Below are 19,953 nucleotides of genomic sequence, written 5' to 3'. Positions count from 1 at the left end.
TTGTCGATTCAGCGATAGCCTTAGTCGGAAACCTTCCTGTAACACCGAGTTTGCGCGAATGGCGAAACCGGAAAACTCCCAACAATGCAACCGCAACCCAGCCTTCGCCGCCTACCTCAGCTCCCAAATCCGGAAACCGGAATGAGCTGGCGATCGCTCAATCAATTTCGGGCGGGCGATCGAGGGGCAGACTTTTACTTAGCTTGCCTTCAATATGGGCAACATCTTTGGCTGCAGGGACTTCCAGCTCGAGCAATCCTCTGCCTCGACAGAGCATGGGGTGCGGACCTTAGCGGAGACGAGCCCGTGCTGCAAGATTGGCCCCTTCCTTACGTTGCCTTGGTATCCTTGCTTCAACAGGCTCCTCAAGACGCATTTCTAGGCAATCCGCGCGTGCACTTCCAGCACTACGCGGACCGGGTAGGCGAGCCGCGACGAGATCAACGCAAGTGGCGGTCTTGGGCGTGCTGGGCTCTCTCGAAAGCCACCTTGCCAGAACTTCCCGGCGATCCTAAACACGCTGTGGAGGAACCCACTCTCGAGCTCATCGAGAAGGCTCTTTCGAAGCATGGTCATCAAGGTGAAGTTGATCTTTGGAAAGACGCCTTCCCCGGCAAACCCTGAGCCTCACATTTCGCGCAAAGTGCCACCAAATCGCTTCGCCAATCGACCTAAGCCTTCCCGTTCCAGATCTCCCAATTCGAAGCCGACCACATGCAACCGGGGCCGAGCGCCGGTCTGCAAGACTTGTTTGTCAGCGAAAGACAAAAGCTGTTCGAAGGATATTTTCGGATACGAATACCCACCTCCTTTCTTCGGAGCGCGACGATTCAAGGATCCATCTGTCACCAGAAAAACGAGGTCAGGCTGCAGAGCCATCGCTCCTGCCAGAGCTGCTTCGTGACCTACCAAGGCGTCATCTTCGATCTTCGGGTTTCCCTTTAACTCGCGATGGATCCACTCGCGCGCCTCCCGCTTGTTTCGAACCAGCCCGGGCGCCATGTATTCAGAAAACGACTTCGTCCCTTGGCTAAACTGTACGATTCCAAACAAGGTTCCACTATCTAATCCATCCACCAGACGCGCCGCTTCTTCCTGCAATTGCTCTATACTCACCCCGCGAGCGGCAGCCTTCCGCACCACGGAAGCAGAGGTGTTCACCACGATCACGATACGGCGACCGCTGTCCTTCACCCCAAAAAATTGAGCCGCAGATTCGCTCCCGCTCAGCGAGCCCGCCAATTCCATCAAGCCAGAACCCGCCAACGAAGAGTGAGCATCCGAAAGAAAAGAATCCTCCATGCTGTCGAGATCTAGAGTATCCTGCGGCAAAGCTGGGATCGCAGGCAGATCGCTCTGAAACTCTTGCTCGACTGCGAGACGCTGAAAACTCCGCGGCTTCGACATGCGACGATTCAGCTCCCGCACCCGATCCATTCGCTTCTTTTCAGGCCGTTCGACCGTCACCACACGTTCGCCCGAAAAGGCCGGCGGCTCCACCACCGCATCCTCCCGCACAATAACGAAAAAAGACACCAGCAAGACCGCAACCTGCACCGCTAAAGCGATCAACAGGGTACTGCGGCCGCGGGAGCGAGGATTCAATGGCTCAGCGACTCGGGAGGGTAACAAAACAGGAAAACGCTAAGCGGCTTTCGCGGTCCCTCAATCTCAAAAATGCAAAACCGTGGCCTTGTGAATTCTCACGCCCAATCCGCCTTTCGACTAACGCAACGCCGCCCCCGTCTCCGAGCGCTTGCACTTGGCCAATCCATCGACCGGGCCTGAATACACGATCTCGCCGCCCCGGCTGCCACCTCCTGGTCCGAGGTCGATCGCCCAGTCTGCGAGCTTGATAAAGTCGAGGTGATGCTCGATTACAACCACCGTATTGCCCTGATCTCGCAATCGGAAGAGCAAGTCGCTCAACCGCTGGATGTCTGCCCAGTGCAAGCCGGTCGTCGGCTCATCGAGTATGTAGAGATTCTTGCCGCTGTTGCGCTTCGAGAGCTCCAGTGAAAGCTTCAAGCGCTGAGCTTCACCACCGCTCAGCGTATTGGCCGCCTGACCGAGTTTAAGGTAGCCTAGGCCCACCTGTTCCAGCGTATTCAGTTTTTCGATAATACGGGGGACGTTCTTAAACTTCTCGCAGGCTTCGTCCACCGAAAGGTCGAGCGCTTCTGCGATGTTGATGCCGCTATACTTCGCTTCCAAGGTTTCTCGATTGTAGCGTTTTCCATTGCAACTCGGACATTCGATATACGCATCGCTCATGAAAAGCATGTCGAGTTTGATAGACCCCTGTCCTTGACAACGCTCGCATCGACCACCGCGAGCATTGAAGCTAAAGCGCCCTGCCTTGTATCCACGCGTTCGTGACAGAGGAACTTTCGTGTACAAATCTCGCAGGGCATCGAACAGCTTAGTGTAAGTCGCCGGATTCGAACGCGGGCTCTGCCCTATCGGCTCTTGGCTCACCCGCACCACTCGCTCGAAGTGCTCCAATCCGTCGATTCCCTTGTGAACACCCGGGATGTCTTTGGCGCGATTCAACTTCCTTGCTGCCGCCTTGGCTAGAATCTGGTTTACCAACGTCGACTTTCCCGATCCGGAGACGCCCGTCACGCAAGTCAAAAGACCTACGGGAATTTGGGCGGTCACACTTTTCAAGTTGTGGTGCGAAGCCTCCTTTATCTCGATCCATTTTGCCGCAGGTTCAAGCCGCTTCGCCGAGCGGGAAAGCATTTGCTCCCCCGACAAATATGCTCCCGTCGAACGCACGTCTCCACTCACCGCTACGCACTCCTCAGGTTTCCCTTCGTATAATACCTCGCCCCCGTAAAGTCCGGCTCCAGGACCGATTTCGATCAGGTGATCCGCAGCCCTCATCATCTCCTCGTCATGTTCGACTACGACAACCGAATTCCCAACGTCCCGCAGTTCCTTGAGCGTCTCGACCAACTTCTTGTTGTCCTTGGCATGTAAACCGATACTCGGCTCATCAAGCACGTACACAACCCCCATTAAGCTCATACCCAATTGCGTGGCTAGACGCACCCGCTGCGACTCTCCGCCGCTAAGCGTGCTGTATCCACGATTCAATGTCAAATAGTCCAACCCCACCTCCTTCAGGAAGCGTAGCCGAAATTCGATACCCTCGATCACCTCGCCATAGGTCGAAACATCGCTCCCGGAGCGATCTAGGCCCGCTACAAAAGCGTAGGCCTTCTCGATATCCATGGCCAAAAACTCGGGCATGCTCACTCCATCCACGAAGACGTTCGCGCTGCGTGGACTAAACCGGTGGCCATGGCAGCAGGGACAATCCTGCTCGGTCTGATACGTCATCAATCGGGCCCGATACCCGTCGCTCTTCGTCTCGCGAGCGGCCTTTGTCAGAATCGGCACAACCCCCTCGAAAGGTGCAGGCGGAGTCTTGGTTTTGCGACGCGTTAGCTTAAACTCGAACTCCCGGTCCGGTACGCCATGTAACAACTGATGACGCGTTTCCTTGGGCAACTCCTTCCAAGGCGTGGTAGGGTCAAACGGCAACTGCTCTGCTAGCTGCCGCAGCAACGCATTGTGGCGGATGATCAGTTGCTTGCCGCCGATACGAAGTGGCTTCAGGGCTCCCCCCTTCACGCTCTTCGATGGATCCGGTACCACAAGCTCGTCCAAAAAACGACGCGTCTCGCCCAAGCCACCACACTCTGGGCAAGAGCCTTCCGCCGTATTGAACGAGAAATGACGTGGCGTTACCGGCTCGTAAACCGTGCCGCACTCCCCACAGGAAAAATTACGGCTCAAGGACAGCTCTTCCCAGCTCCCGTCCTTGCTTTCCTGATACAAAACCAAAGCCCGATCCTTACCTTCGCTGAATGCAAGCTCGAGCGAGTCCGCCAAACGGCTGCGCTGCTCAGGCCCAATCACCAAACGATCCACCACGATTTCCATTTGAACCGAGCTCCGCCCCTTCGCAGCTGCGTCCGGACTATCCACATCCACGATCTCGCCATCGATGCGCACCCGTTGAAATCCTTTCTGTCGCAGGCGAGGCAACTCCTCCCGCAAAACCGCCGGCTTAGCGTTCATGTAGGGAGCGAGGATCATAGCTCGGGCTCTTTCAGGAAGTTGCAAGGCTTGATCGACCGCGTCGTCCAAAGTCTGACGCTGAATAATCCCGCCGTCTTTCGGACAGCGCTGTTCCCCTCGAATCACCCAAAGCAGTCGAGCATAGTCGGAAATCTCAGTCACCGTTGCCACCGTACTGCGAGGCGAAGCGTTGGAAGCCCGTTGCTCAATTGCGAGGACTGGGGAAAGACCATGAATGAAATCTACATCCGGACGCTTCAGCTGGTCCATGGCCTGCCGGGCCTGAGTCGAAAGAGACTCCACATACTTGCGGTGCCCCTCCGCATAAAGCGTGTCGAAGGCTAGCGAGGATTTACCCGAGCCGGAAACGCCCGTGATGACGACTAGCTTATTCCGCGGAATCTTAACCTCAATATTCTTAAGATTATGCTCTCGCGCCCCTTTGATATGAATGTACTCGCTCTGACTCAAACTAGCGGAATTGAAAAAGTAAGCTCTTTAAAATAGCAACCTAAGTTGTGAACGCACTGAGGGGAAGGTAGCCTTGCGCCACGATATCACAGATCGAACTCGGCGATGCCAGGCATGGCGGCGCTGCGAGAGGCATAGTCGCTGGCTAACCGAGCCGCCTCTAGAAGACTGTATCCACTTCGATTGTACAAACAGTCGATCAGGGTCGCGAAGACGATGTCGCCGCAACCCACAGGGGAAACGCACTTCACCTTTTCCGGCTCAAAACTCACCGCCTCACCCTCTCCATCAAGGACCCAAATCGTTTCCGCCCCATTCGTGACCACCCAACGATCACAAGAGAATCGGGTCCGCGCCTTCTTGAGTAGCGTCGGAGTTTTGAGTTTTCGCTCGGTCCCTTCAAACAGCAGCTCCAATTCATCTCGATTAAACTTCACCAGCTCTGGCATTTGACGAGCAAACCAAGGTAGGCTCGCTCCATAATTGTCTACCACTAAGGTAACGTCTTCACCACGGTCCTCGACCCAATCGCGAAAACAATCCCAGATCGGGTTCTCCCATCCTTGAACCGATCCGCAAACCGCGAAAACGAAGGGCTCCTCGATCGCATCCAGTTCCGCCACAGCCTCGCGTATGGCGTCCTCGGAGACCACCGAATCCACTCCCAAAAATGTCGTCTCATCCTGCCCGCCAGACCGGATCACACTTCCCGAGCGAGCCACACATCCTTCATGGAAGGCCATCGTCTCGATCTCCTGCTCCGCTAGCCAACGCTCGCAGGCAGGTCCAAAATCTCCGCCCGGAAAACAAAGAGCCTGATTGTCCGCGCCGAGCTTGTTGAGCATTTTACTCACATTAATACCCTTTCCCCCGACTTGGAAGAATTCGGTTTTGGCGCGCTGCGTCTTCCCTTCAGTCCAACGGGAAAATTCGTAGGTCGTCTCTGCGAGCAAGTTCGCGGTGAAAGTCACAGTTCTGGGCATGCTCTGAAGTTGAGCAGTCCCATCCGCGCAAGCAACGATTGCCTTAGGGCACCACCCATATTTTTCTAAGCCTCAACATGGCCAAACACCTGTCAGCCGATTACTTCCATTCGAGCGATACCGTAGCACTAGCCCGCAATCTAATCGGCAAGACTCTCGTCGTCGTCAACGCAGACGGAAGCGGATCCCGTTTCCAGATCACCGAAACGGAAGCCTACGACGGGCCGGAAGACCTCGCTTGCCACGCCAGCAAAGGCCGCACCGCTCGCACCGAAGTCATGTTTGGCCCTGCAGGAAGGTGGTACGTCTACCTCATCTACGGCATGCACGAGATGCTCAACCTCGTCACGGGTCCGGAAGACTATCCGGCCGCGATCCTCATCAGAGGCCTAGAGGGGATGAGCGGTCCTGGGAGATTGAGCAAACGCCTTGGCATCGACCGCAGATTCAACGCCTTGCCAGCGACCCCGCAAACGGGCCTCTACTTGGAGGACGGTGCAAAGATTCCGGACGGGCAGGTCAGCGCAACGCCGCGAATCGGTGTCGACTACGCCGGACCCGATTGGTCACAACGCCCTTATCGTTTCGTAGTGAAAACGTAAATACGCTCCCGATCCGACCGGGAGCGTAAACCTGACGTGCTTCTCAGCTATCGCTAGCGTACTTGATGCCGCAACCGTAAGGCTTCGCCTTAGAGACGGCGACCGGTTTTCCAGCCATCACGGCATCGAGTGCCGCCATCACATAATTGTCCGCCTTCTCGATGTCACTGACTCTTCCGGATGGAATACTGTCGATGGCACCGTCGTAAACCAACGTTCCATCGGCATCGATCACGAACATGTGAGGCGTCACTTTCGCGCCGTATAGACGGCCAACTTCACCGCTTTCGTCGATCAAAACGGCAGACGACTTGACGCCTTTTTCAGTGGTGGCTGCCTGCCATTCGCTGGCGCTCATGTGTCCCTGAGTACCGGGAGCGGACGAACAGATAGAGAGCCAAACCACTTCCTCCCCTTTCGCCTTGTCTTGCAGAGCTTGCATATTTCCCGAGTTGTAGTGCTTCTTCACAAACGGGCAGCCGTAGTTGGTCCACTCGAGGACCACGATTTTTCCAGCAAAGTCGGATAGGCGGTGAGTCTGACCATCAATGTCGGTCAGCGTGAACTGCGGGGCTGATTTCCCCACATCGGCAGCGGAAGTCGATCCGATGAACAAACTTGCAGCTAGGGCTGCGACGAAGATTCGAAGTTTCGCAATCATGGTAGTGTCAGGTCTAAGTTGGCTAAGTTGAATTGGCCGAACCGCAAAGGCACAGCGATTCGTTTCCTGAGAAACGGGCCAGTCGCCCCTTAGATTTCGTCGAGCGATTTCAAAAACGTATCAGGGCTCAAGACTTGCGGTAGAACCTTCGGCTCCGATCCCGGTTTACCGTCATAGAGCAAATAAAGGGGCACGCTGGAGCGCCCATACTTCGCAAGAGCTTGCGTGATCACCGCGTCCTTCTTAGTCCAGTCGCCCTGCACTAGTTGAACGTCCCTATTCTTGATCTCCTGCAGCACTTCTTCCGAGCGAAAGAGTCGCAGTTCGTTAGCCTTGCACGTGAGGCACCAGTCCGCCGTGAAATCCACGAAGACCGGCTTGCCCGAACCACTGAGTTCGTCGACAAGGGCTGGGGAATAAGACTGCCAAGCAATCTCTTCCTCCCCTTCTACCTGTTCCCTCGGCATCATCATCCAGATGCCACCCAAAACCGTCAAAACGGCCAAAACGGAGGCGAAGCGTTGGGTTGCCTTTTTCCGCATCGGGGTCGACCAGCGGCCGTAGATCCAAGCGCCCAGCGCCACAACGAGCAGTCCGCCCAATACGAAGGGTAGCCCATCGTTTCCGACATGCCCTCCGAGCAGCCAAATCAACCAAATACAGGTAGCGAACATGGGGAAGGACATGACCTGCTTGAAAGTCTCCATCCAAGCCCCGGGCCGCGGGAGCTTGTTGATCAAAGCCGGATTCGCCGAGAGCACCAAATAAGGTGTCGCCATTCCCAGTGCCAAGAAAGTGAATACAGTGAGAGACTGGAACGCGGAAAGCGTCAGGGCGTAACCGAGAGCTTGTCCCATGAACGGTCCCGTACAAGGTGTCGCCACCGCAGTTGCAATCACACCCGAGAAAAACGAGCCCCCAAGTCCGTTGCCTTTGACTTTGCCCTGTAGGCTAATAGCCGAAGTCCCCATCTCGAAAACCCCAGCCATGCTGAGACCGAACAAAAACATGACCACCAGCATCACTACTACAAACTCCGGTTGCTGTAACTGAAAGCCCCAACCGAGGCCCTCGCCCGCGGAGCGAAGGGCTATCAAGGTACCAGCCAGCACCCAAAAAGAGGCAAGGACTCCAACCGTGAAGGCCAATCCGTGCTTGAGCACCTTTCCTTTATCCTCGCCCGACTGCTGGACAAATCCAAGCACCTTGATCGAAAGCACCGGAAAAACGCAGGGCATCAGGTTGAGGATCATTCCACCTAAGAAAGCGTACAACAAGGCTTCTCCTAATCCGATATCGAAAGCCGATCCCGCAGCCGCCACCGGAGCGGCAATGCCCATGGCAGCCAACTCGCCTTGCACATGAAAACGAACCGCATTAACGCCGCCCGCCGCTTCAAATCCATTTTCGGAATACAAGAGGCCGGTGTATCCAGATTCCACCGCCTCGAAATACTCCGTTTTGGGAACCGCCACTCGCAAGGTGTCTCCGGCGAGGTCGAAACTCTGCTCCTTAGCGGAATCCGAGACCGACTCCTGCTCTACATAAAAATAAGGGTCCTTCAGTTCCGCCCCTTCGAGGCCATCCCAACGCAGATTGAATACCAAGGTATCGCCCAAATCCTCGACCGCGATTTCGCCGCCCGCCGCGTCCACCGGCAAGGCTGCCCGCGTCTCTGCAATTTCATCCGCGTACTCAGCCGGGGACAACGACGCGCCAGATTCCGTCACCGGTAGTTCGAGCGCCAGATCCGCGTTTCCGGGAATGCACGCCTCTTCGCAGACCAGCCAATTGGAAGCCGCATTGATGCGGACTACGGTACCTGCTTCCAGGGACTCCGGCGCTCTCGCCTTGGCGATTAGGAAGATCTCACCTTCGTATCCGTAAGAAACAAGCGGCTCGAACGGAATACGCTCCGGGGTCGGAAATTCGAACGGACCTACTTCGAAGCCATCAGGAAGTTCCCACTGCACTTCCGGCATGAAGCCCACGTCTCCGGGATTGATCCAATACACATGCCAATGCGGGTCCATTTTCAGCCTAAGAGCTAGCTGGAACTCCTGCCCCGGGCGAATAGCTGTCACATCGGCCACCAGTTCCGCCTCGACCTCGCCGGTGTCGACCGGCCCGAGATTGTAATCGCTCTGGGCGCTTAGGGTACCGCAGCAGCAAAGGGCAGCCAACAGTAAGAGCTTTACTCTAAGAAATACGTTCATAGTCACAATATACTGAGCGATAAAGATTTAAGAATATTCCAACAAATCTGAAAAGCAATGCTCCTCAAAACCACCAAACAGGAACGCCGCGTCATATGCATAATAGCTGCGCTTATCCTGCTCGGAATAGCCGGCACCATTCTCCTGTAGCGCTTCAATCAGCAAGAACGCCTTGCCCATATCCACGATTGCGTAACAAGTCCGGCGGCCACTCGTCCCCCTCCCCATAACCTAGCCTCCGAAACCCAAATAAAACTGGCCTTGCCCATCAATCTCCGGCAAACACAGCCCTTTTCCCTCAAGCGGAACTGCGTAACCCAATTCACACCTTCCATGATCGTTACACCTAAGATAAAAGGCTTCATCTGCATTACAGCCCACCCGACTGGCTGCGCCGCAAACGTCCAGGAACAAATCGACTACGTCAAAAGCCAGCCCGCTGTAGAGAATGGCCCAAAGAACGTGCTCGTGGTCGGCGCTTCCCAAGGCTACGGCCTCGCCTCTCGCATTTCCGCCGCCTTCGGTTCCGGAGCCAACACCCTCGGCGTCTTTTTCGAGCGCCCTTCCGAACGCGGACGCTGCGCCTCCGCTGGTTGGTACAACTCGATCGCTTTCGAAAAGCAGGCCAAAGCCGACGGACTTTACGCCAAGTCCCTAAATGGCGATGCCTTCTCAGACGAGCTCAAGACCCAAGCCATCGAACGCATCAAGGAAGACATGGGCGGAAAAATCGACCTTCTCGTCTACTCGATCGGCGCTCCTCGCCGCACCGATCCCAAGACCGGAGAGGTCTATAAATCCGCCATCAAGCCCATCGGAAAACCCTTCTCCAACAAGTACCTCGACACTGACAAAAAGACGATCCAAGTCGCTACCCTCGAGCCCGGTACCGACGAGGAAATTCAAGGTACCGTTAAAGTCATGGGCGGCGAAGACTGGGAGCTCTGGATCGACGCCCTCAGCCAAGCTGGCGTGCTCGCCGAAGGAATTAAATGCGTCGCCTACGACTACATTGGACCACAATTCACTTGGCCCATCTATAAGGACGGCGCCCTCGGCCAAGCTAAACTCGACGTTCGGCGCGCCAAGGCCGCCATCAACGAGAAACTCGCCCCAATCGGCGGAACGGCCTTCGTGTCAGTCAACAAAGCGCTCGTTACCCAATCCTCTTCCGCCATCCCTGGCGTAAACCTTTACATCACAGCCCTCTACAAGGTGATGAAGGAAAAGGGCAACCACGAAGGCTGCATCGAGCAGATGTACCGCCTCTTCTCCGACCGCCTCTACAAGGGTGGCGACGTACCCACCGATGAGCTCGACCTCATCCGTCTCGACGACTGGGAAATGAAGCCCGAGATCCAAGGCGAAATTGCCGAAAACTGGCCAAAGATCGAAACCGAAACGATCGACAAATACACCGACTTCGAAGGCTACCAGGAGGAATTCCTACGCCTCTTTGGCTTCGGCGTGAAAGGCGTCGACTACGACGAGGACGTGGAAATCGACCTCCAGTTCGAGTAACAAGCACAGATTCTCACATAAAGGCGGGCCAATGGTCCGCCTTTTTGCTGCCCACGAAGGACACAGAGAATTCGAAGCAAACCTGAAGACTTCGCGCCCCTTCGTGGGCAAAAAATAAACTTCATCATGAAAGCCGTCATCCAACGCGTCTCCCGCGCATCTGTCACCATTGGTGGAAACGTTCACTGCTCAATCGGTCCCGGCTCACTCGTTCTTCTCGGAATCCACAAGGACGATACGCCGGAGGACATTGAGTGGATCGCCCGCAAGATCGCCAACCTCCGCATCTTCGAGGACGCGGACGGACGCATGAACCAATCCCTCGCAGACATCGACGGCGAGCTCCTCGTCATCAGCCAGTTCACCCTCATCGCCAGCAACAAGAAAGGCAATCGTCCCAGCTTCAACGACGCCGCTCCACCCGCAAAAGGCAAAGCCGACTACGCATACGTCTGCTCCGAACTTGATAAGCTGACCACCAAACCCGTAAAAACAGGAGTTTTCGCGGCGGACATGCAAGTCGATCTCCTCAACGACGGTCCTGTCACCATCCTCTTCGACACACGCAATAAGGAATAAGCATGAAACTCCGACTCCCTTCCGAAAAGCTTGGTGGTGCCTACCACCTCGCCCGTGTCATCGACAAAATCCGTTTACAAAACCTGGGCGAATTACCCGAGGAATACCAGTCGTCCTACTGCAATCCGGCCGGTCTAGACGGACTCTTCCTCAAAGCCTTCAAACTGGAAGCAGACACACTCGTCCAGACGATTACGAAGAGCAGTAGCGACCAAGAGATTGTAGAGTGGTTCAAATCTCAAACCACCCAAGAACAATGCGAAAAGTGGAACGCCTTCGCTCTCGAACTCGGTCGGCCCGGTACGGCTCTCGGAGAACGTTTCAAACAAGTTCGCGCCATCAAGTATCCAGAACTCCCCAGCGAGTGGGAAGGTACCGTCTTCGAAGCCATCGCTTTAGACGAATCAAAATAGAGGTAATCAGGAGGGACGACTTCCGCGTCGTCCACCCTGCAGGATCAAATCAATCCGAGACACTGTGCTAGGCTACACCCTACCCGTGAAACAAAGCTTCAGCCAACGCCGTCTCGGGATCAAGCAAACGTACGCCAGTCGTTAAGGACTGCTTGCCATTGCCCAAGTCAGCTTCCACGCGAGCCTCGCTCTTAGCTAGATCCATCGTGAATGTCACGTAGTTATCGTTAGAATACACGAAACTCATGATCGGCACTGCGCGGTCATCTCCCGCTTCCTGCTGATCGAACCGCAGCGCTTCCTTCGCGTCTTCAGGACTTTGGTAGCACTTCATCAGAGCACTCGCAACCCAACTCATGAGGGCACGACCTTCACACTTGAAATTCGCGCTGGAGCTCAAGGTCACTTCAGCAAGGCCGTCCACTATCGCTTCCTTCGGAAACGCGCTCAGAAACTGTCCCACGCTCTGACGAATGGGCAACAGCCGTGAATACGACAAGTCATGTACCTTATCGGGCTGGGGCACATCCACTTGATCGATGAGGAAACACTCGCGAGACGAGTCAAAAATCACACGCTCCGCCTGCTTGAAGAAGAACTTGTAGTCGGACAAGAGCTCAGCTGATCCAAAACGAGTCGGCCAATAATAGGTCGGCAAATCCGCCTCCAGAAAAACTGAAACCTGGTTTTCCAAATACCGGCGATCGCTCAGCGTGTATCCAAGAATCAATACCTCGCAGCAGCTCATTCCACCCGCGCCTTCTCCGAAAACGCATTCGGAGAAGATCTTACAACCCATATCCGTCTTGGAGTCCCAAGAATCAGGCTGCGGGCAAAGAACTATCATGCGACAGGGATAGCGATGCGAAAAGCTGATGACGGTTTGGAACAACTCCTTCGCCTCTTTCATACTCGCCTCGAAACCGATGTGCACAATCAGGTTCATGCGGGAAGCCCGATATTCGTTGTCCTTTCGCTTTCCAGATTCATCGACTGGCGACCACATCGCAGTCAGCTCCTTTAGAGCATTCCCAAGGGGTACTTTTAGGCCAGGCAAGGCCTCGTATACGGTACTGTTCGCGCTCATGACTCGTGCTCTATTCGATGTCTCCGCAGATTAAGGACGGCGCCACTCGTGGTTTTTCTCCCAGAGCATACGGTCGGAGGCATTAGGCCCCCACGAGCCGGAAGAGTAAGACTCGATCCCTCGCTGACCTTCACTCTTCCAGAAATCGTGCAGAGGAGTGATGAGATTCCATGAAGCTTCGGTTTCGTCACCGCGGATGAAAAGCGTGCCATCGCCGATCATCGCATCGAGCACCAGGCGCTCGTAGGCTTCGGGCGTATTCGAACCAAACGTCGTGGAGTAGCGGAAATGCATCTTAACCGGCTGGGTGCGCGTCTGCAAGCCTGGGATCTTGCCGTTGAGCAAGATGGTCGAACCTTCGTCCGGCTGGATCTGGAAAACCAGCGAATTGTTGGCAAGATTGATCATCTCATTTTCGCTGAAAAGGGACGATGGCGGACGTTTGAACTGGATCGCAATCTCCGTCACGCGACGGGCCATACGCTTGCCAGACCGGAGGTAGAATGGCACGCCCTCCCAGCGCCAGTTATTGATGGCGAGCTTCAAAGCCGCGTAGGTTTCGGTCTCCGACTGACCAGAAACGCCTTCCTCGTCGCGATAGCCCTGAACCTTTTGGCCATCGATTAGGCCTTCCATGTACTGGGCACGCACCACTTCCGGATTTTCGTATCCAAGTTTCAATGGTTTGATTGCCTTGAGCAGCTTCACCTTTTCGTTACGGATGGCCTCCGCATCGAGGGAAGCGGGAGCTTCCATCGCCATAAGGGCGAGCAACTGCATGGTGTGGTTCTGGATCATATCGCGGGTCGCCCCGCTTTGCTCGTAGTAGCCGCCCCGAGTCCCGACGCCCAAGCTTTCCGCAACGGTTATCTGCACGTTGTCTACGTAGTTGCGGTTCCACAGCGGTTCGAAAATCGAATTGGCGAAGCGCTGGACCAACAGGTCCTGTACCGTTTCTTTGCCGAGGTAGTGATCGATTCGATACACCTGTCGCTCCTGGAAAACTCCTTGAATGGCGCGGTTCAAGTTGCGAGCGGATTCGAGATCCTTGCCAAATGGCTTTTCGATTACGACCTTTGTGTGCTTGTCAGTTTCCTGGTACTTGGTGGCGAGGCCCACCTTGCCGAGGTTCTTGACGATCGGGTCGAAAACAGACGGCGGAGTGGATACGTAAAAGACACTCTGCATTTCGCGGCCCGCATCCTTCTCGATCGAGCTGATCTTGTCGCTCAGCTTTTGGAAGCCCTCCTCCTCGTCATAGCCTCCAGAACAGTAATAAGTGTTTTTCTCGATACGGTCCCAGATCTCCTTGTTGAGGGGGCGGCGGGAAAACTTGGATATAGATTCAGAGGCAAGTTCGCGAAACTCGTCGTCTGGAATCGGCTTGCGTCCGAAGCCGATCAAGTAGAAGTCGGCTGGCAAGAGGTTGTCCACCGCAAGGTTGTAAATCGCTGGCACGAGCTTGCGGGCGCAGAGGTCGCCGGAAGCTCCGAAGATGGTAATAATCGTTGGCTGCACGCCGCGGTGCTTGCTGAGACCTTGGAGAAATGGGTGTCTGTTATCCTGTGACATGATACGTAAAAGCCGTTGGTAAGGAACCGTAGAAATTGACGTCCATTACTCCTATGTAAAGGGCGGAACCGGACTAATTTACCCACCAAAAGCCCTCCTATGAATCTCTCTGGAGCAATACCAGAAAAGATTTGATAGAAAGCACCTACTCATGGGGCAAACGGTCTCAGCTACCGCGATTTGCGGATTTTGAGAAAAGCGGAACGTCCGAGAAGTGACGAGCCGTAGTGATCGCGCCTTCCTCATGCTCCACCTCTACAACGTCGAACCGCAAGGTCAGCGGCTTGGGCTTCATGATGCTGAAATAGGAGCGGCACACCCGCTTCAAGGCCTCGCGTTTGCGACGGTTGATGGAGTCGTACCCGCTCACCAAGGCACCTGCAGATCGAGTGCGGACTTCAACAAACACCACCGCTTTACCTTGCAGGCAAATCAGGTCAATCTCGTCGCGACCGCTGCGCCAGTTACGTGCTAGGATTTGGTAGCCCTTCGTCTTCAAGATCTTCTCGGCCTCCCGCTCTCCGCGACGCCCTATAGCGGCGGACTCTGGCTCGGTCCGACCGAACAAGCGTTTGAGGTAAGAAAACATTCCACGTTACAAGCGGGTTACAGGACACGGGTCAAGGTGGGAAATACAGCTCCCGAGAAAGTGGACAAGCAAGGGGCGTCTACAGGAACTACCTAAGATCAACCTAACTCCACCCCACCGAAAACCAAGGCTTCAAATCATTAAGAGTGCCTCGCCTCTACTGAGGGGCGAGACGCAAGGTCGGCAACAACGGTCAAGCCAAGACTGCCTCAGTCGGCTTGTCCAAATCGAGCTTCACCATGTCGGGATCCTCGTGCTCGCTGTGGAACTTCATGCTCACCACCTTGGAAACGCCCTTTTCTTCCATGGTAACGCCATAGATGGCCTGAGCGGCGGCGATCGTGCGCTTGTTGTGCGTGATGATGATAAACTGCGACTGCTTGGTGAACTGCTTGAGCAAGGTCGTAAAGCGGCCGATGTTTGACTCATCCAAAGGAGCGTCGAGCTCGTCGAGCAGACAGAACGGTGACGGCTTCACCATATAAATCGCAAACAGCAAACCAACCGCGGTCATGGTCTTCTGACCACCCGACAAGAGGCTAACACCCTTGAGCTTGGTGCCCGGAGGCTGGGCCACGATTTCGATGCCGCTTTCCAAAACGTCATCCGTTTCGATGAGCTGCAAGTCCGCCTTACCTCCGTGAAAGAGCGTAGAAAAGGTGTGCTTAAAGTTTTCGCGGATCTTCACGAATGTATCCGTAAATTGCTCACGCGACTTGGTGTTGATTTCGTCGATCGCCTCTTCGAGCTTTTCCTTCGAAGAAACCAAATCGTCGTATTGCCCCTTCAAGAATCCATGGCGTTCACGTAACTCTCCGTACTCGGCGATCGCGTCCGTATTCACGGTACCCATACTTTGTATACGCTTGCGAAGCGTTTCTACTTCGCGTTTCACAGCTGCCCAATTGGTCTTTTCGAGCTCTTCGCGCTCTGCTTCGGTCGGTGCCCGTTGCTTGGATAGCGGCTCGACCGCTTCCGGTTCGGACTCCTCCTCGTCCGTTGCCTCCGCTTCCGGAGTCTCCGCATCGGCTTCTGGCTCCGCTTCTTCAGAACTCTCTGCATCCTCTTCTTCCTGAGGCTCGGCATCCGGATCTGGCAAAGCCACTACGGTTGAGGTTTCTTCCTCTTCGTCGTCATCGTCGAGCACCGGCAAGTCTTCTACTGGCTGGCGGGCTTTCCAAAGCTGCCACTTCCAATCGGTCTTGGTCAGGTCCTGCCCATACTCGCGGGTGATTTCTTCTTGGATGTATTCGAGACGGGAGCGCTTCTCGGCGATCTGCACCTGCTGGCTGCCTAAATTGTTGCGCAGGTCGTCGACACGGATGCGCAACCCGTTTTGCTCACGCTCCAGCACACCGATCCTCTCCTCGATCGAAACCAAGGCTTCGCGGGTGGTGTTGACCAAAATCTTCGCTTCTTCGAGCTCTGCATCCACAGAACCACTACGTTCTTCAGCTTGGGCGATCTCGCTCTTCAGAGACTCGGATTGCTCCTCCCAATTTTCGATGTCACGCGTTTTGGTTTCGATCAGCCGCGTTAGCTCGTTACGACGCTGCTCCATCTCCACCATGCCGCGGGTGATCACATCCAGCTTGGCCTTCTTTTCCTGCAAATCGTATTTTGCCTGGCTCAGCCCTTCGCGCTTCTCGTCGCGCTCGCCTCGAATGTCGCCGATCCCTTCTTCGGTTTCTTCGAGCTGACGGCGGCTGCTCTCAAGCCGTTCCATCTCCTTGGCCAACATAGCCTTGGCCGCTTCAAGACGCTCGGTCGAGGCCGCTTGCACTTCCTCTAGTCCGATGCGCTCACGCTCCAAGCGCTCTGCTCGCATCTTTTGCTCTTGCACCAACTTTTGCGCATTACGCTCTTCCGCTTGGAGGGAGGAAAGTTCGTGATTCGTTTCGGCGATTTCGTGGCGTTTGCTTTCCACTGCTTCTTCCGCAGCTTCCAATTCCTTGTTCACCTTATCCGCTTCTGCCCGTGACGCTTCTAGAGCTTTTTGTTCTTCTTCGAGCTCCTTTTGGGTCTGCTTCAGCTCGACCTCGCGCTGCAGGATACTGCTGTTCTTGACCTTGCCCTTGAAACCGCCCGTCACCAATCCGCGAGCATCAAGCGTCTCGCCCTTCTGAGAGGCGACTTGCAAGAAGCGAAATTCCGTCTGGCCTTCGCGCCATTTGAGGAAATCGGCCATGCTATCGACGATGTAGCTGGAAGCCAAAACCGCTCGAAGCGAGTCGTGGCTAGCGTCATCCTTGAGCGAAACGAATTCCGTCGCTGGCTTGAGCCAGTCCGGCAAGTCGGTAGCGGGTCCGCTTGCCGCTGTTGCCTTTTGCAACTGAACACAAGCTCGCCCTATCTTGCCGTCCTCGAGCTGTTGAAAAATTTCAATCGCCGTATCCGCATCGTCCACCGCGACGGCCTCCATGGCAGAACCAAGTAAAGCTTCCACCGCAGGACCGTACCCATCTTTTACCGACAGGTCACTAGTCAATGGAGCAAAAGCTTTGCCTTCGAGCACGCCTCCTAGCTTGCCCTTGAGCAGGGCTTTGGCACCTTCGCCGTACCCCTCGAGCTTCTCTTGCAATTGCTGGAGAAGCTTCACACGAGCCGACTTTTGAGCGACGTTGCGATCGATTTCCTGGATACTAATCTGAGCGGACTTAAAGGCGTCGCGCTTTTCCGAAACTCCATCGCGTGCTGATTCGAGATCTGCTTGCAACTGCTCCTGCATGCTGCGGGTCGCCAAGAGTCGCTCCTGAAAGTCGCTTAAGGATTGAGCAGCCTCAGCTTGGCCTTCGCTTTGCTCGGCGAGTTCCTCCTCGAGACGCATCAAGCGGTTGCGACTGGTGCCAGCTTCGACTTCGATAGCTGAGAGTGCTTCACGGCAACGCGAGCTGGCACGTTCCGCGTCTTGAGCGGCAACACGAAGCTGCTGTATTTGCGTCTCCGATACACGAAGGCGTTCTTCAATCTCCTCCAAGTCGCGATTACGCTCCTGGAAGATTTCGTCGGAATTGCCCAGGACGTCGAGGTGCATCTGCTTGTCGGAATTATGCTCGTCGACCTTGCTCGCGATTTCACCTAGCTGAGCCTCGAAGGACGCGATTTCCTGGGTGGCCTGCTCCATGCGCTCGCCCAGAGAGGCGATCTTAATTTGAGCCATATCGGCCGCGTTGCTGGCCTGCTCCTTCATGCTGCGCAGATCGAAGACGGACTGCTGCGAATCCTGGACCTTCTGGATCAGGGTTTGGCGCTCTTCCTTGTAGACGATGAGGCTGCCTTCCTTGCTTTCCAAGTCTTTGGCTAGGCCATCGAGCTCTGTCTGCAATTCGCTGGAGGACTGGTCGACCGAGTCGAGCGTGGCGCTCATGGTCTGGTATTGGTAAGCGCTGTAGCCGATGTCGAGATGGCGAAGCTTGTGGCTAATCTTCTTGTAGCGGATCGCCTTGGTGGCTTGGCGCTTGAGGCTGCCGATCTGACGACCGATCTCGGCCACGACATCGGTCACGCGAGCGAGATTCGTCTCCACGTGCGCGAGCTTGTTGAGCGTCTCTTTGCGCTGCGCCTTGTAGCGAGAGATCCCAGCTGCCTCCTCGAAGACCGCCCGACGCTCTTCCGGCTTGGAGGAGAGGATCTGGTCAATCTGGCCCTGAGCCATGATCGAGTAGGAGGTGCGGCCAATGCCCGTGTCCATGAAGAGGCGCTGTATGTCCTTTAGGCGACAGGCCTTGCCGTTGATGTAATAGTTGCTGCCACCATCGCGGTGGACCTTGCGAGCGATCTCGACTTCATTGAAGTCGCTGCCAAGCTCCTTTTCGCAGTCGGTCAACGTGATCGCCACCTCACAGATGTTCAGCGGCTTACGCTTGTCCGACCCCTCGAAAATGACGTCCTGCATCTTGCCGCCACGCAACGCCTTGGCGCTTTGCTCTCCCAGAACCCAGCGGATGGAATCGGCGATATTGCTCTTTCCGCAGCCATTCGGCCCCACGACGGCAGTGACGCCTCTGTTGAATTTCAGGAGGGTGTGGTCGGCAAAGCTCTTGAAGCCGTTAACTTTGAGGGCGCTGAGATACATAAAAGCCCGAAATTCAATGGCGCCCTAACTTGCTGACAACTCCAAACCCCGATTGTGAATAAGTCGAAGAACAAGGCGCGAACAACTTTGGCAATAAGTCTCCCAACTCACCCCCCAACTCACCCCCCAACTCATCCGCACCCACTCATCCATCGACTGCAAAATTCCGCCGCCCAACTCGTCACGTTTAAACTCCAACGTTGAAGTTTAAACGTGACGGAGTATCTGTAGTTTCACAATGTTGAAGGGACCGAGGTCATTGGAACTTATAACGATTCTTGCGGATCTGAGCGCTTACGGGGTTACTCTGGCCTCCGGCCAATTGGCAAAGATTTGCCTGGAAGCGTACGGAGGATCCAACCGAGCCTACCTCAACCTTCTAAGGCGGCTGGAGAAGAGCGGACACATCAGCGTCGAAAGCCGATCAAACGCCGGAGACTCCGCATGGGTCCCCAACTTGACAGCAGCCGGAGAGTCGGCCACCAGATCGCCCAGCCCGTTCGCGGCGTGGGAATCGGCGTGGGACGGGAAATGGCGATTGCTCACGTTCGACCTGCCGAGCCACGCTTCCAACGCCCGTTTCGAGCTGAGGGATTGGCTAAAAACGCTTCGATTCGGAAAGCTCCAGGGCAGCGTTTGGATTTCGCACCGAGCGCTTCCAGAAGTGGAATCGTCCTTTGCCGCGCTGCGAGTGTCGGCGGATTCTGTCGTTTGCATGGAGGGCATCTTCTGGAGTTGCGGAGACGATGCATCCTACGTAGTAAAGGCGTGGCCCCTCTACAAGATACAAGCAGCCTACTCGGACTATCTCAGTTTTTTGGATACAAAAATTGAATTGAGCAGAACGCTCACCGCCTACCAAGCTTGGCGAGCTCGCGAGCGATCGCTGTGGGATGCGGCTCTAAAAAACGACCCACTCCTCCCCAAAGAGCTCTGGCCCACGAAACGCCTCGGGGCAAACCTAGCCCTCGAAGCAGAGGCGAGACGAGAGGATGCGGTAAGAAACTGGCTGGAGGCTGCCCAAAACTGGTAATCTCGAGCCAAAAGCCGCAGACAGTGAAAATCCGCCTTGAGGCGTCACGTTTAGACTCC

Annotated in this window: 16 protein-coding genes; 6 read left to right on the top strand and 10 right to left on the bottom strand. The window is 55.4% G+C overall.

The genetic code is table 11. The features are described 5' to 3' along the window. Positions 1-84 precede the first annotated feature (84 nt). Positions 85-624 (top strand): hypothetical protein, encoded by a 540-nt coding sequence (locus QEH53_RS21740; protein WP_309025336.1) that lies wholly within the window; start codon positions 85-87, stop codon positions 622-624. A gap of 3 nt (positions 625-627) precedes the next feature. Here the strand turns inward: QEH53_RS21740 and QEH53_RS21735 are convergent, their stop codons facing one another. The 3 genes from QEH53_RS21735 to QEH53_RS21725 form a co-directional block, all read right to left on the bottom strand. Further along, positions 628-1,605 carry a hypothetical protein gene (locus QEH53_RS21735; RefSeq protein WP_309025335.1) on the bottom strand — a complete coding sequence of 326 codons (978 nt, stop codon included), beginning with the start codon at positions 1,603-1,605 and terminating at the stop codon, positions 628-630. A gap of 120 nt (positions 1,606-1,725) precedes the next feature. Further along, positions 1,726-4,563, bottom strand: coding sequence for an excinuclease ABC subunit UvrA (gene uvrA / locus QEH53_RS21730; protein ID WP_309025334.1), 2,838 nt, complete (start codon positions 4,561-4,563; stop codon positions 1,726-1,728). Between the two features lie 86 nt (positions 4,564-4,649). Further along, complete coding sequence (locus QEH53_RS21725; protein ID WP_309025333.1) at positions 4,650-5,546, bottom strand: PfkB family carbohydrate kinase; 897 nt, start codon at positions 5,544-5,546, stop codon at positions 4,650-4,652. 77 nt (positions 5,547-5,623) lie between these two features. Between QEH53_RS21725 and QEH53_RS21720 the strand changes: the two genes are divergently transcribed. Beyond that, positions 5,624-6,148 (top strand): DNA-3-methyladenine glycosylase, encoded by a 525-nt coding sequence (locus QEH53_RS21720; RefSeq protein ID WP_309025332.1) that lies wholly within the window; start codon positions 5,624-5,626, stop codon positions 6,146-6,148. Between the two features lie 43 nt (positions 6,149-6,191). On the opposite strand, the gene QEH53_RS21715 is transcribed toward QEH53_RS21720, so the two are convergent. The 3 genes from QEH53_RS21715 to QEH53_RS21705 all read right to left on the bottom strand — a co-directional run bounded on the left by QEH53_RS21715 (position 6,192) and on the right by QEH53_RS21705 (position 9,205). Next, positions 6,192-6,809: a thioredoxin family protein gene (locus tag QEH53_RS21715; RefSeq protein WP_309025331.1), complete on the bottom strand. Its 618-nt coding sequence runs from the start codon at positions 6,807-6,809 to the stop codon at positions 6,192-6,194. A gap of 89 nt (positions 6,810-6,898) precedes the next feature. Next, on the bottom strand, positions 6,899-9,025 hold the full coding sequence (locus QEH53_RS21710; RefSeq protein ID WP_309025330.1) for a protein-disulfide reductase DsbD domain-containing protein: 2,127 nt from the start codon (positions 9,023-9,025) through the stop codon (positions 6,899-6,901). Positions 9,026-9,052: 27 nt separating this feature from the next. Further along, positions 9,053-9,205: a hypothetical protein gene (locus QEH53_RS21705; protein WP_309025329.1), complete on the bottom strand. Its 153-nt coding sequence runs from the start codon at positions 9,203-9,205 to the stop codon at positions 9,053-9,055. A gap of 153 nt (positions 9,206-9,358) precedes the next feature. On the opposite strand from QEH53_RS21705, the gene fabV reads away from it, so the two are divergent. The 3 genes from fabV (at position 9,359) to QEH53_RS21690 (ending at position 11,538) form a co-directional block, all read left to right on the top strand. Beyond that, positions 9,359-10,546, top strand: a complete 1,188-nt coding sequence (gene fabV / locus QEH53_RS21700) for an enoyl-ACP reductase FabV (RefSeq protein ID WP_309025328.1) — start codon at positions 9,359-9,361, stop codon at positions 10,544-10,546. Positions 10,547-10,672: 126 nt separating this feature from the next. Then, positions 10,673-11,125, top strand: coding sequence for a D-aminoacyl-tRNA deacylase (dtd, locus tag QEH53_RS21695; RefSeq protein ID WP_309025327.1), 453 nt, complete (start codon positions 10,673-10,675; stop codon positions 11,123-11,125). Positions 11,126-11,127: 2 nt separating this feature from the next. Then, positions 11,128-11,538: a DUF5069 domain-containing protein gene (locus QEH53_RS21690; RefSeq protein WP_309025326.1), complete on the top strand. Its 411-nt coding sequence runs from the start codon at positions 11,128-11,130 to the stop codon at positions 11,536-11,538. 79 nt (positions 11,539-11,617) lie between these two features. Here the strand turns inward: QEH53_RS21690 and QEH53_RS21685 are convergent, their stop codons facing one another. From QEH53_RS21685 to smc, 4 genes are all read right to left on the bottom strand, one after another. Further along, positions 11,618-12,625 (bottom strand): glucose-6-phosphate dehydrogenase assembly protein OpcA, encoded by a 1,008-nt coding sequence (locus QEH53_RS21685; protein ID WP_309025325.1) that lies wholly within the window; start codon positions 12,623-12,625, stop codon positions 11,618-11,620. A 30-nt stretch (positions 12,626-12,655) separates the two neighbouring features. Further along, positions 12,656-14,197: a glucose-6-phosphate dehydrogenase gene (zwf, locus tag QEH53_RS21680; protein WP_309025324.1), complete on the bottom strand. Its 1,542-nt coding sequence runs from the start codon at positions 14,195-14,197 to the stop codon at positions 12,656-12,658. A 166-nt stretch (positions 14,198-14,363) separates the two neighbouring features. Then, positions 14,364-14,786, bottom strand: coding sequence for a YraN family protein (locus QEH53_RS21675; protein ID WP_309025323.1), 423 nt, complete (start codon positions 14,784-14,786; stop codon positions 14,364-14,366). 193 nt (positions 14,787-14,979) lie between these two features. Next, positions 14,980-18,861, bottom strand: a complete 3,882-nt coding sequence (gene smc, locus QEH53_RS21670) for a chromosome segregation protein SMC (protein ID WP_309025322.1) — start codon at positions 18,859-18,861, stop codon at positions 14,980-14,982. 238 nt (positions 18,862-19,099) lie between these two features. Here smc and QEH53_RS21665 point away from each other — a divergent pair, with 238 nt between their 5' ends. Next, positions 19,100-19,894, top strand: coding sequence for a PaaX family transcriptional regulator C-terminal domain-containing protein (locus QEH53_RS21665; protein WP_309025321.1), 795 nt, complete (start codon positions 19,100-19,102; stop codon positions 19,892-19,894). Positions 19,895-19,953 lie beyond the last annotated feature (59 nt).

This window comes from Pelagicoccus sp. SDUM812002, assembly GCF_031127835.1.
GTDB lineage: Bacteria > Verrucomicrobiota > Verrucomicrobiia > Opitutales > Opitutaceae > Pelagicoccus.
This window is presented reverse-complemented; position numbering and strand designations above follow the sequence as displayed.